Consider the following 14132-nt stretch of genomic DNA (forward strand, 5'->3'; position numbering starts at 1 on the left):
AGGATTCAAATCATGACTGAACCATTATTTTTTGCACCTGTTTTTAAAGAAAGAATTTGGGGTGGGACACATTTAACTTCTTTTGGATATGAAATTCCATCAAATCAAACTGGAGAGTGTTGGGCTTTTGCAGCGCATCAACATGGACAAAGTATTGTTAAGAATGGAAAATATAAAGGGTTATCTTTAAGGGAATTGTGGGAAGAACATCGAGATTTGTTTGGTAATATTGAGGGAGATCGTTTCCCTCTTCTTACAAAAATTTTAGATGCCAATCAGGACCTATCTGTTCAAGTTCATCCCAACGATGAGTATGCCAGAGTACATGAAAATGGAGAACTAGGAAAAACAGAATGCTGGTATGTAATCGATTCCACAAAAGACGCGGAAATTATTTATGGACACCATGCGAAAACAAAGGAAGAATTCATGGCTATGATTGAACAGAAAGAGTGGAACCAACTATTGCACCGTGTAAAGGTGAAACCTGGAGATTTCTTCTATGTGCCGAGTGGAACTGTCCATGCAATTGGTAAAGGGATTTTAGTATTAGAAACACAACAAAACTCTGATACTACCTATAGATTGTATGATTATGATAGAAGAGATTCAGAAGGGAATTTACGTGAGCTGCATTTTGAAAGGAGCATTGATGTAATAGAAGCTCCATTTATATCGAATCAGTTAACGGTTAAACATGAAAAAGTAGATGATTTGAGTATAACTAACTTTATTAACTGTCCATATTTTTCAGTAACAAAATGGGAGTTAAATGGACTAACTAGTTTAGAACAATCAAAAAAATTCCTTCTTGTTAGTGTAATACAGGGTGAAGGTGAGTTAATTAAAGAAGGGGAGCATTATTGCTTTAAAAAAGGGGACCACTTTATAATACCTAATTGCTTTGGAAGATACGATTTGGTAGGTAACTCTATATGGATTGTTTCAAGTATATAGGTAGTTTTATAATTTATATATATTCATTATTTAATGTAATGTTTAAACAAAAATTAATCAGTTCTTGATTTTGAGGAGCTGGTTAATTTGTTTGAAGAGTATTGGTCTTATAATCTTTTTATATTACCTGTAACATTTAGTATTCATTTTCTTGTTCTTTGTTACTTGAAATATAATCTTGCCAAAAGGGTAAAGTTATGGTTCAAATTGTGACAGACGTATGCTACAAATCAAATTTATAGAAAGGCGTGAAAATAGTAATAAATTTTATAATGTAAGGGGTCTCGTCACACGTCTTTAAGTTGATGGATATGTGACGAGACCCCCTTGACCATCAAGCTAAGTTCCTATAATAACCTAAAAACAAAAAATTTATCTCTCCACAGTCATTCTTCTTTTTTCAACGCTAATTAATTTTTTAAAATTATACTCAAAAGTTTGGATATTAAAAAATTTTAATGACTCTTAATACATCATAAAAGTTATTGTAAATTTTGTGAATGAATGTTTTTGGCTTTCTACTTTAATAAATCCATGATGAGCTTCAATAATTGATTTTGCTAGTGCTAAGCCAATTCCAATTGATCCTTCTTTTTTAGAATTTTTTGCTTTGTAAAATCTATCGAATATATATGGCAAATCTTCTGATGCAATACCTTCACCAAAATCTTGAATTATAATTTCAGTATGAATAGGAGAGTTTGTGACTTCAATATAAATAGAACTATTATCATTTGAATGTTCAATAGAATTCTTTAAAATATTTAATAAAGCTTCTTGGATCCAAATACTGTCATGGAAAAGTGATATTTTTTCATTGGTTTTTAAATGTATGTTCATATTTTTTTCATTTAATTTACTGTTCAAACTAGCAATGACCTCATAAATTGTATCAATAATATCAGAGTTTTCTTTTTCAAATAGTATTGCCCTAGCATCAATTTTTGAAACTTTTAATAAATTATGTATTAAAAAGCTGATTCTTGAAATTTGAATATCATTATTATGTAAAAAATGATATTGTTGTTCATTTAATTTACCTTGTAATAAGATATCATTGTTCACTGTTAGTGTTGAGAGTGGTGTTTTTAGTTGATGAGAAATATCTTGTAAAGTTTGAATTAAAAATTGTTTCTCTTCCATTAAATTATGCATACTTTTCCTAATAACATTTTTCAGTTTATGAAAAGAATTAGCAAGTTTAGCTAGATCTCCTTCTCTATTTTCCTTGATATCAATGGTATAATCACCTTCAATAATTTTATTCGCTGCAGCTGTTACATTTCTAATTTTTAAGAAAAAAGATTTATATTGTAAGTAATTTAGAATAATTAGGATTAAACTGAACCCTATTGCTCCAAGGAACATGTATATATTGTTTTGGGATATATGTTTATTTAAATAAGGAAAAAGTCTTGAATCCAATTCAGCAGAGAGACCATATTGATTTAATAGCATTTCTCCATCACTGGAATAATCTTTTTTATTGGCTGTATCATTTGTAAGTGCATGTATTATTGCGTATTCATTTTCTGGGTTTTGTTCAATTAGTTTTCCAGTAAGTTCACTCCAAATAGTAATATAATCATTTTTTAAATTGTCGTATAGAATATGAACTGTGATAACTTGATATATAATAAATAAAAAAGAGATTAATGCTAATGTAAGTATATTAATTTTTATTTCTCTATTTATCATTAAATTACTCCTTACTGACGTCTTTATTCCAGAAATATCCGACACCTCTTTGTGTGATTATACAGTTAGGATCTTGTGGAGTATCCTCAATTTTACTTCTCAATCTTTTTACATAAACAGAAAGAGTATTTTCATCGAAAAACACTTCACCTTCATCTGCTATTTTTTTCAATATCTCATTTCTTTGTAACACTTTATGAGGGTTTAGCATTAACGTTAATAAGAGTTTGTATTCTAAATGTGTTAAATTTATACTTTTCTCATGCTTAAAGGCTCTGGCAGCTTCAACTTCAAGCTGTATATTTTCAGACCTCAATATAGTATTAGAAGCTGTTTTAATTTTTTTTCTTAATTGTACTTTTACTCTAGATAATAGCTCTTTTACCCTGAAGGGTTTTGTTATATAATCATCTCCACCAATATCAAGGCCCATTACTACATTTGCCTCCTCATCCAGTGCTGTGAGAAAAATAATAGGTATATCACCTTTTCTTTTAAGATAGGTACATAAATCATACCCATTTCCATCCGGAAGTCCAACATCCAATATAGCTAAGTCAAATTTATTATTTTCGTATTGGTCTTTTGCATCTTGTACAGTAGAAACTCTTATAACCTCAAGTCCTTCTCCTTTTAGAGTAAATTCAATAGCCATTCCTAGATCGTTATCGTCTTCAACGAATAATACTTTATCCACAGTATCTCTCCTCATTTGTCTTTGATTATGGCAGTATTTTAGATTATGAAAGTTATTTTACACGTTGATTGGCTAATTTTAAATAGCTTAGTATGGAAATGGGCTTTTAGAGGCTTTTCTGAGTATAAGCATAATACTCAAATCGGCTTGAAGCTTTTCAGTACATAATGAGATACAACAATTACTTAAAGTAGAATATTTACGTAATTCATACATGTACTTGCTTATATTTTGAAAAACCTTGTAATAGTGTCTTGCTGAATTTGTACGTTTTTATAAAATCATTAATGTTTTGTTTAAGTTATCTTATACAAAAATGTTAAATGAAATTTGAATTCGTATTAATTATGTAAATGAATTTTAAAAAACAAATCATGGAGAATAAGAGCCGAATGGGAGCTGATTTTTGAGAATTTGAAAAGTATGTGTGTACTTAAATAAGTGTATAAAAACTATTTAATTTTAAAGTATATCTTGATCAGAGTTACGATTATATAAAAAGTTAGATTTAGTAATCTTACTAAACTGTAAGATTAAAGTATACATAGTAAGACAAGAGTTATTCAATTAACAATTAAAGACGTCTATACTGAAGGTAATCATTCTTTATTAAGACTTGTAGCATTTTAGCCACTGTTGATATAAAGAAAAAACTTACTGTTCGAATCCCAGATTAAACATAGTATACGAGGAGGAAGAAAATGAAAAAGATAATAGGATTTCTAGTAGTAACAGCAATTTTTATAGGTATAGGGTTTGCTGTAAATCGGTATATAAATGGTCCCTCACAACCAGTAAACGGTATCATGGTATCTGGAACGAAAGAAAATACATCAGCTGTCAAAAATATGTATAAAGATCAAAACGTACGAACAGCAGATTATAGTTATAAATTGGTCACAGAAATAATAAAACAAGAATTCACTACCGAACAGAAAGAAGAAATTAAGAAAGAATGGAAAGAAAAAGGAGAAAATATGACTGAAGAAGAGATTGACAAGGAACTTAGTAAACCATCTGTTACAAAGAAACAATATGCGGTTATTACAAAATCTACAGCTGAAAAATTCTTAAAAAAAGGAATTATAAGAACACCCTTATCTAAAGAAGATAGTTCAATGACTTCAGCCTCGGTAAAAGAAATAAAAGAATTAGCAAGTGAAAAAAACATATTTTATAGAAAAAATGCGGAAGATGAGGAAGTTAAGGATGGAAATTTAAATTTAAATGGACAAATGATACCTGTTCAACATATTGAACAAAATAATTGGATTGGCTATTTTTCATCACCGATAGTAATTGTTAATGAGGAAACATATAAACAATTAAAAGAAAAAGAAGTAAGCCTTTCGTTAATTCAGTTTGCAAAAGAAAATTTTGATTATAAAAATAAAAACAAGGTAAAAAAGGTGGTCGAATACGTTTCAAAAGTGTATGCAGTGAAAGACGAGAATGGTGAGCACGATAAGGATAAAATCTATTTTGTAGAGATTCAAAATTAATCGGTGAAAAGGATGAGTTGTATGGAGGTTGTTAGATTAGAAAATGTAGTAAAAACATATGGAGAGGGAGAAACGCAAGTACAGGCCTTAAAAGGAATTAATCTTTCCATTCATAGAGGAGAATTCGTAACCATAGTTGGAGCATCAGGTTCTGGTAAAAGTACCTTATTGCATATTTTAGGAGGGCTGGATCGTCCGAGTTCGGGAAATGTGTTTATAGGTGATGAAAATATCTACAATTATAAAGATAATGAACTGTCTATTTTTCGCCGAAGAAAAGTTGGCTTTATATTTCAGTTTTTCAATTTAATTCCTGTCTTAAATGTACAAGAAAATATTGCTTTACCAGCTCTATTGGACGAAGAACAGGTAGATGATCATTACCTGGATGAAATTATAAAAACTCTAGGGTTAAATGAAAGACGAGATCATTTGCCTTCTGAATTATCGGGTGGTCAACAACAAAGGGTATCTATTGGTAGATCTCTTATAAATAAACCCGATATTATCTTAGCAGATGAACCAACCGGAAATCTAGATACAAAAAATACAAAAGAGGTTCTGAATTTATTAAAAATAACGGCTAAAAAATATAATCAGACGGTGATTTTAATTACTCATGACCCTGCTATCGCATCAAACTCTGATCGAATTATAACCATTACAGATGGCATGATTATTTCAGATAAACAATTAGTGCAAAATCAAGAAAAATGTGGAGGGGAGGAGTATTGATTCATAGTTACAAACAGTTAAGCCAAAAATATCTCAGAAGTAATATAAAACGTACTCTGCTAACATTAACAGGTATTATTCTAGCATTGGCGCTAATAACAACGATTGGACTGTTTTTTAATAGTGGATACACTTCGGGAATTGAAAATGCTAAAAAAGGTTCTATGGGTTCCGCAAATATTTCAGTTGAAAATTATAATCAAAAGCTTTTTAATATGATAAAAAGTAATCCGAATATATCTTCTTATGGCATTATAACTCCAGGAGAGGTGCTCCATATTCATGAGATAGCTGTCTCTTATATGTATGCAGATCATCAAGCATTGAAGCTGTTAAAGTCTAGTATTCCTGTACATGGTAAGCTACCTTCAAATGAAAACGAGGCTGTTTTGGAAAAATGGATGCTACCTTACTTCGGGCCCAATCTTAAATTAGGCGATATGTTTACTATTCATGAAAAGAAATATAAACTTGTTGGTGTGTTAAATAAGTCTAGTGGTACTCAGGAAAATAAAACAGGTCAATTATTAACATATAAAAATAAGTTTAAAGTTGGAGAAGGTAGCGTATTAATTGAATTGCATAAGTACGCAAACTTTGATGAAGTTGAAAATCAATTTAAATTATTGACGAATAAAGAAAATATAAGAGTGAATAACGAATTAAAGAGAGCCTTAAAGCCTAGTGTGGAGATAATGGTGGCAGCCGCTATTAGTATTGGGATTGTTGTGATTTCTACAATTGTTATTATTTATAATGCATTTCAAATTAGTATAGTAGAGCGAATGAAACAGTTTGGGCTATTGAGGAGTATAGGAGCTACAAAAAAACAAATCAGAAAAATTGTGATAAGAGAAGCAACATTTCTTTCTATTATTGCTATCTTTTTTGGGATTTTGTGCAGTATATTAGTAGTCTTTTTACTTAATCAAGTACTTATAAACGTACTTCAAAACTCTATGGGATATACAATTAAATTAGATTGGTTAATTATATGTGTAAGTTCTTTAATTACATTGATAACAGTTTATATTTCAAGCTATTTTCCTGCTTTTTTTGCAGGTAGAATTTCACCGTTATTGGCCGTAAGTAGCCGATTAGCTATAAAAAAAGAAAAAATAAAGAAAAAAAAGAGAACAAAACTAAAGAAACCACTATCTTTTCCGTTAAGTATGGCATTAAAAAATATCCAAAGGAATCCCAATAGATATACAGTTACAATCTTATCTATTATCATAAGTAGTGTACTGTATATCACGTTTACGTTTCTCATAGATACTGTCATTCAGCGTAAACAACCGGAAATTCAAGCTCTAAAATCGGACATATCAGTTACGGTTAATTCAAATTTAGACAAGCCTAGCATAGATCGTTTGAGTCAAAATATTTATAAAGTTAATAACGTAGAGAATCTGTACAAGCAATATCAGGCAAATGATTTTTATACGAAAGTACCAAAAAATAAACAAATTAAAGAATTACAAGGAAATGAATCGCTGTATCATAAAGTAAAATACAATAATCAAACCGTAGAAATTATGGAAACACAAATAAAAGCATACGATGAGAATAGTTTAAAGAAACTAGCTGAAAATGTAACTAGTGGAAGAATTGATATTTCAAAATTAAATCGTGAAAAAGAGGTTATTTTAGTAAAACAAGCTGCATCAAATGATATGAATACAAGTAAAAAATATATAGGTTCTCTAAGTACTTTTCAGGTAGGGGATGAAATCCAAATAACAAGTCGGCAGGAAAGAAAGCCTATAGAGGAAATCTCTTACAATGAAGATAATCTAGAAACTTTAAAAATAGCTGCAATTGTAGAATTGGATATTTTTAATATGAGTAGAGTGATGGATACCATAACTTTTATTACTAGTGAACAAATAGCCGAATATATTACACCATCTCCACAAAAATTAACAGGTTTTGAAATTGATTTAGAGAATCAATCTCAGGCTGATGCTACAATTTTAGATATACAAAAGAAACTGGGTGGAGATGTATCTATAGATGTAAAAAATAATATTGTTCAAAGTAATTTCCATACAGACAATATACTTTATATAAAAATATTAGGGTACGGATTTATAGCTGTTATTACACTAATTGGTTGTGTAAATATTTTAAATACCATTACAGTCAGCGTCATTATGAGAAGAAAAGAATTAGCTGCTTTAAAATCGATTGGTATGTCGCAAAAGGATTTAAAAAAGATGGTTATATATGAAGGACTCCTGTACGGTTTCTTTGGAAGCATACAAGGAATCTTTTTCGGCTGTATGCTTTCATATATTCTTTATGTAGCACTTTCGAATATGGTGTCTTTTGAATGGATTATTCCTTATCAATCTATCTTTATCACATTTATAACTGCACTGTTGATTAGTTATGTAGCGGTACTAATACCACTTCGAAAAATTCAAAAGGATAATGTTATAGATGTAATTAGAGAAGAATAACAGCAGTCATTGATAATAAAGAGGAAAATGAAAAGTTAGGTTCAGAACATTGGAGACAACGTTTGTCTGAAGCGACTTATTCAGGAATATCAGTTTATTATGATTGGCAAGGCATTAATATCTTATCGATTATAATATTAGATTACCTGTAATTTTTAGAGTGAAATATAAAGGGATTGTAAAAGAAGGTTATATAAAGTTAAAGCTTTATCAAGGGTAAGTAATTTCTTCTCTTGGTAAGCTTTTTTTATGAGATAAAGGATAGTTTTGAAATGTATAAAATAGAAAAAGCTTCAGTAAAAGATAAAGAATAGTTAAATGAAAAGAATTAGAACTAAATGAATGGTGAAAGTGGACACTTGTTAATGATAGTAGGATCACCACATGTCTATCAAGCTAATATTTTAAGGTGTCTCCAAAATAAAAATTTTTTCCTATACAAGACTATTGTTTAGGAGAAATAACGTTTTTTACAATTGGGGGATAGTCAATATTCTTAAGTTGATGGGCATGTGACGCTATCCCTTCTAGAAATATCAATTTAATCATGAGAAAGCATGAAGAAGCTTTCCAACAATTTCAATCCTTTCCTCTAAATTTTCAGTATCTCTTTTCAAGATACAGGTTATATCGAACTGTAAGAGGAAATCAAGTTGAAATTTTTGTTGTCTATCAGGCTTTTTATGCTTTTTAAAATTTCCACCACAATAACCTTCAATAATAAAGCGTCAGGACACGTGTAATAATAAAAAAATTAACATAATAGTTTATAAAATTTATTGCATAAATCGTAAAATTATTTGTATAAATATAAAATATTATACAAATGTTTATATCTGTGATTTTGGAATGTTATGATATCAAAAAGTGAAGTAATAGGTTTTATCAATACTTGACAAGTTCAAAAATTGTGGATATGCTTTAACACGAAACGAACAAAAAATTTAAAATATTAATAACCTGTTAGGTGAGGCTCCTATACAAACACAGGCTATTGCCCAAAAATATCGAAAGATGCCAATGGGTAGAACAGGAATTGTCGGATTAAGGCTCTTCTTAAGATAGCTAAGTGATGAATGATTCATCCTTTACGTTGTATAGTGCCAAAACTCAACTAGGGGGAATGAGCTTTATTTAGCTATGTCTTTTTTAAATCTACCTCCTTTAGTTGAATCACTAGGGGAGGTTTTTTATATACAAAATTTTATTTGTAATAAGTCTCTTATAAAAGGGGGGAAAACTAATGATTGATGATATTGATCCCATATTTATTAAGAAATATGTTTTCCCTGAAGTGGGAAATGATAACAAGTACCACTATCCTTAAGGAGGATTTACGATGAAAAAATGTTTAAAACAATTATTAACGACAAAAGACATACACTTAGTACATGAGCTTATAAAAAACCAATCCTATGATATTGCAATGGAAATGAAAGGTTTTCAACATAAAGATCAGATATCTTTAATAAAATGTTTTCCTACTGAAAAAGGTGCGAAAATTCTCAGTTACCTTACACCAGAAGAGCAATATAATATTTGTACCAATTTGCCTGTGGATAAAGGAGAAGAGCTATTAGCTAGGCAATCTATTGATGACCTTGTTGATGTAATTCTTTCAATTCATCCACTTCAGGCTGAAAAACTTATACAACTTTTGTCTGAAGAATCTCAACAAAGAATTAGAAGTCTGCTGGTTTTTCAATCTGGAACAGCGGGCAGTTTGATGACGATTGACTATATTGCTGCCAGGGAAAATTGGAAAGTAAAAGATACGCTGTCGCATATTAGAAAAATTGGGGCAGGGGTTGAATCAATTTCGTATATTTATGTTCTGGATACACGTGGTCAGCTTAATGGAATTGTTTCTATTCGTGAATTATTGCTAGCTTCAGATGATAAGACTTTATCATCGATAATGGCATCAGATGTTATTTCAGTTTCAGTGAACCTAGACCAACAGGAAGCCGTACAAAAACTAATGGATTATGATTTATCCGCTATACCTGTAACAACAATGGATAATCGGATGATAGGTATTATAACCTTCGATGATGCAATGGATGTTTTCGAAGAAGAAGCAACTGAAGATATTCAAAAATTAGGAGGGAGCACCCCATTAGATAAACCATATTTCGAAACCTCTATTTGGCAAATATACCGTAAACGTATAGGTTGGTTATTACTTCTGTTTGTAGCAGAAGCATATACTGGTTCTGTACTTCGACATTATGAAGAAACATTGACTCATGTAGTTGCACTGGCTTTCTTTATTCCGTTGTTAATTGGAACTGGTGGAAATACAGGTACACAGGTCGTAACTACATTGGTTCGAGCTGTAGCTCTAAATGAGGTGAAATTTAAAGATATATTTCGTGTTATGAAAAAAGAAGCATTAATAGGCCTTTTACTAGGGATTACATTAGCCGTGGCAGCATTAATTCGTGCGTACACTTTAGGAGTAGGTACAGAAGTCGCGCAAGTTGTAGCTATTACTGGATTGTTCATTGTTATTTGGTCGTCCATTGTTTCATCTGTATTACCCTTGATTTTAAATAAGTTAAAGCTGGATCCAGCTGTTATCTCAGGTCCGTTCATTACGACATTAGTCGATGGAACGGGGTTAATTCTGTACTTTACCATTGCAAAAATGTTACTAGGGTTATAAGAAACTTATATTAAGTTTTTAATACCTAAGTTCGTTCCCGCAAAGTTTGTAGACAAACTCGTTGGAAGTATAGAGAAAGAGAGAATAGAAATGAAGAAAGCATTCAAGTTACTGGAATATCCGTTGGTGTTTTCGCTTATCATTACAATTGTATTTGGAATTTTGATAATGTATAGTGCTAGCTCAATTGTTGCAGTTAAAAATTATGGCTATAGTAGTTTTTTGTTGCTAATAAGAGGGAACTTATAAATAAAAATTACTATTTATGGTGAGAATAATACTATTTAAGTGCTATTGCACTTTTAAATCTGATTGAAAATTCAGGGTAATTATAAAAATGTAGTTTTAAAATTATTTTTTAAAAACAGGGGGATTCTATTTATTTGGATAGGAGGTAAATTTGTTGAGATCTAATAAAAAATATTTTTATAAACAGGAAGTATTGAGCAAAAATTATAATATGTTAATTGAAATTGCAAAAAGTGATGTTGAATCAACGTTAGATTTTTTTAAAACAACGCCTCAAGGGCTGTCTCACGAGGAAGCTACTAAGAGGCTTGAAGTGTATGGAGAAAATAAAGTAGTTTCTCAAAAAAGAATAAAATGGTATATAACATTATTTAATTCTTTTAGAAGTCCGTTTATTTCTCTTCTAATTATATTAGGGATGTTATCTTTTTATACCAATGATATAAAAGGTACTATTATTGTGGGAATTATGGTGACGTTAAGCGTGTTAATTCGGTTCATACAAGAAATTCGTTCTCAGAAGTCTATAGAAAGATTAAAAAATCTTGTATATGAAAAGGTAACTGTTCTCAGGAAGGGAAATATTCCTTATAAAGAAAATAAGAGGACTTTATTGGAGGAAAGTGGAAAGGTACAAATTGGTCTTGAGAATCTTGTACCAGGGGATATTATAGAATTATCTGCTGGAAATATAGTGCCTGCAGATGTACGGATTATCTCATCAGAAAATTTACTGGTAAATCAATCATCCCTAACAGGAGAAGCATTACCCGTTGAAAAATCAAATCAGTATTTCCATATGTACAAAAAACGTAAAATTAGAAAAATCCAAAATCTAATTGAATTGGAAAATCTCTGTTTTATGGGAACTCATATTATAAGTGGTACAGCAAAAGTAATAGTTGTAGGTACTGGAACAGATACTTACTTTGGTTCAATAGCAAAGAATCAGGTTAAGCTGAACAAGAAATCTGATTCTAAATTCGATAAAGGGGTAAGCAAAGTTAGTTGGCTATTAATTAAATTTATGATCATCATGACTCCTATTGTCATGTTAATCCATGGGGGTATTAATGGGAATTGGTATGAGGCTTTTTTATTTGCAATTGCTATAGCAATTGGACTCACTCCAGAAATGCTTCCAATGATTGTAACAGCTAATTTAGCTAAAGGCTCTATTAATATGAGTAAAAAAAAGGTACTTGTAAAACAACTATCTTCTATTCATAATCTTGGAGCTATGGATATTCTATGTACCGACAAAACAGGCACGTTGACAGAAAATAAGATGGACCTGGTACGCCATACAGATACAAATGGAGAGAATTCGGATGAGGTTTTAAAATTAGCGTATATAAATAGTTACTTTCATACAAATTATAAAAATGAAATTGATTTATCAGTTATACGTTATGTAAAAGATAGTAGTAAATATGATCTGTCTCAATACTCCAAAATAGATGAATGTCTATTTGATTTTGATAGAAGAAGAGTTTCAGTTGTTATAGAAAAAAATGCTAACGAACGAATAATGATTTGTAAAGGTGCAGTTAAAGAAGTTGTATCAATTTGTAGTTTTATAAAAGAAAATAATAAGATAATTCCTATTACAGATGAAATCCAGCGTAGAAATAAACACCTAATTGAACTCTGGCAAGAGCAGGGGATGCGAGTTGTTGCAGTTGCATATAAGCAATTAAATAGTGATAAAGTGGGAAGTTATTCTATAAATGATGAATCAGATATGATACTCGTTGGATATGTAGGTTTTTTAAATCCACCCAAACAATCGGCTATCGCTGCACTTCATACTCTACAAAAGAAAGGAGTACAAGTGAAAATTTTAACAGGTGATAACGAGTCCGTGACAAGAAATGTATGTAGGAAAATGGGCTTGTATATAGGAGAACCAGTACTGGGTTATGAAATTGATAGTCTTCCTGATAAGGTATTAGGAAAACTTGCAAGTAAAACAAGTGTGTTCGCAAAATTAAATCCTAGTCAAAAATTCCGTATTATAAAGGCACTTCAAATGAATGGTCATACAGTTGGGTTTATAGGGGATGGAATTAACGATGTGTTTGCTTTAAAACAGTCTGACGTTGGTGTATCTATCCATACAGCAGATGATATTGTTAAAGAGAGTTCAGATATTATACTTATAAAAAAAGATTTACATGTTTTAGAAGATGCTATAGTGGAAGGACGGACAACGTTTGGAAATATACTGAAGTATATTAAGATGACAGCAAGTTCAAATTTTGGAAATGTATTAAGTTTATTAATTGCTAGTGCATTTCTTCCTTTTCTTCCAATGCTACCAATTCAAATATTATGTCAAAACTTACTATATAATCTATCCCAACTTTCAATTCCGTGGGATAAAGTAGACAATGAATTTTTAATAAAACCAAGAAGTTGGGATACAAAAGATTTATTTCGTTTTATTATTTTTATTGGGCCAGTAAGTAGTGTTTTTGATATAATCATTTTTATCGTAATGTGGAATGTATTTGGTGCAAATATTCCTGAGATGCAATCCTTATTTCAAACGGGTTGGTTCGTAGTAGGGTTATTAACACAATTATTAATTGTGCATATGATTCGTACTCAACATATCCCTTTCCTACAAAGTACGGCTGCTAGGCCAGTTTTGATGCTTACAGGCTTGGTTATGTTTATAGGGATTTCCCTTCCATTTACCAGTTTAAGTACTCAAATTGGTTTAACTCCACTTCCATTTTATTATTTTCTGTGGTTATTGGGAATTTTAACAATGTATGCTCTAGTTACTCAATTTATAAAGAAAATATACATAAGGAAGTTTAATCGGTGGCTATAAAACTAAAAAAGTCAATCAAAAACAAGTGTTACTAAATAATACATCTTTTATGGAAAAAGAGTTAAAGGTTAATTCTAATAGGGGTCACCATACACATCCTTAAGTTGATGACCATGGGATCTCGTCACACATCCCTAAGTTGCTGGATATGTATGGTGACCCCCGTAGCCAAAAAAGTAAGAAGATATTTAGAAATGCATCAAATTTTGAGGAAGTGCTTGTGAACCGTATCATAAATAAATGACGTTTTGTATGTTCGATTTTTAAATAATACCTAAGAAGGAGTGGATTGCAGTTATAGAGATACTCCTTTTTTTGT

The 14132-nt window shown here is 30.6% G+C and carries 8 protein-coding genes and 1 riboswitch; of the genes, 6 read left to right on the forward strand and 2 right to left on the reverse strand.

What is annotated here, in order from left to right; all coding sequences use genetic code 11:
• The first annotated feature begins 12 nt into the window (after window positions 1-12).
• On the forward strand, window positions 13-957 hold the full coding sequence (gene manA, locus ACTJJY_RS27255) for a mannose-6-phosphate isomerase, class I (protein WP_440607046.1): 945 nt from the start codon (window positions 13-15) through the stop codon (window positions 955-957).
• 465 nt (window positions 958-1422) lie between these two features.
• Here manA and ACTJJY_RS27260 read toward each other — a convergent pair whose 3' ends face one another.
• Together ACTJJY_RS27260 and ACTJJY_RS27265 are read right to left on the reverse strand one after the other, a co-directional pair.
• Entirely contained in the window at window positions 1423-2655 is a 1233-nt protein-coding gene (locus ACTJJY_RS27260; protein WP_440607047.1) for an ATP-binding protein, read from the reverse strand.
• A 4-nt stretch (window positions 2656-2659) separates the two neighbouring features.
• Window positions 2660-3352: a response regulator transcription factor gene (locus ACTJJY_RS27265; protein WP_440607048.1), complete on the reverse strand. Its 693-nt coding sequence runs from the start codon at window positions 3350-3352 to the stop codon at window positions 2660-2662.
• 701 nt (window positions 3353-4053) lie between these two features.
• Between ACTJJY_RS27265 and ACTJJY_RS27270 the strand changes: the two genes are divergently transcribed.
• The 5 genes from ACTJJY_RS27270 to mgtA all read left to right on the forward strand — a co-directional run bounded on the left by ACTJJY_RS27270 (window position 4054) and on the right by mgtA (window position 13813).
• A complete protein-coding gene (locus ACTJJY_RS27270) occupies window positions 4054-4854 on the forward strand; it encodes a lipoprotein BA_5634 family protein (RefSeq protein ID WP_440607049.1) in 801 nt (266 codons plus the stop codon).
• A 21-nt stretch (window positions 4855-4875) separates the two neighbouring features.
• On the forward strand, window positions 4876-5589 hold the full coding sequence (locus tag ACTJJY_RS27275) for an ABC transporter ATP-binding protein (protein ID WP_440607050.1): 714 nt from the start codon (window positions 4876-4878) through the stop codon (window positions 5587-5589).
• Window positions 5586-8054, forward strand: a complete 2469-nt coding sequence (locus ACTJJY_RS27280) for an ABC transporter permease (RefSeq protein WP_440607051.1) — start codon at window positions 5586-5588, stop codon at window positions 8052-8054. Before ACTJJY_RS27275 ends, ACTJJY_RS27280 begins: the two co-directional genes overlap by 4 nt.
• A gap of 952 nt (window positions 8055-9006) precedes the next feature.
• Window positions 9007-9183: riboswitch (M-box (ykoK) riboswitch) on the forward strand.
• A gap of 210 nt (window positions 9184-9393) precedes the next feature.
• A complete protein-coding gene (gene mgtE, locus ACTJJY_RS27285) occupies window positions 9394-10722 on the forward strand; it encodes a magnesium transporter (RefSeq protein WP_440607052.1) in 1329 nt (442 codons plus the stop codon).
• Between the two features lie 400 nt (window positions 10723-11122).
• Entirely contained in the window at window positions 11123-13813 is a 2691-nt protein-coding gene (gene mgtA / locus ACTJJY_RS27290; RefSeq protein ID WP_440607053.1) for a magnesium-translocating P-type ATPase, read from the forward strand.
• The last annotated feature ends 319 nt before the right edge of the window (window positions 13814-14132 follow it).

This window comes from Bacillus sp. 22475 (genome assembly GCF_052044835.1).
Lineage (GTDB): Bacteria > Bacillota > Bacilli > Bacillales > Bacillaceae_G > Bacillus_A > Bacillus_A cereus.

Bases quoted from the DNA above. Each gene is read 5' to 3' on its own strand.
- ACTJJY_RS27270 (WP_440607049.1), top strand. From the start codon at position 4,054: ATGAAAAAGATAATAGGATTTCTAGTAGTAACAGCAATTTTTATAGGT.
- ACTJJY_RS27260 (WP_440607047.1), bottom strand. From the start codon at position 2,655: ATGATAAATAGAGAAATAAAAATTAATATACTTACATTAGCATTAATC.
- ACTJJY_RS27275 (WP_440607050.1), top strand. From the start codon at position 4,876: ATGGAGGTTGTTAGATTAGAAAATGTAGTAAAAACATATGGAGAGGGA.
- manA (WP_440607046.1), top strand. From the start codon at position 13: ATGACTGAACCATTATTTTTTGCACCTGTTTTTAAAGAAAGAATTTGG.
- mgtE (WP_440607052.1), top strand. From the start codon at position 9,394: ATGAAAAAATGTTTAAAACAATTATTAACGACAAAAGACATACACTTA.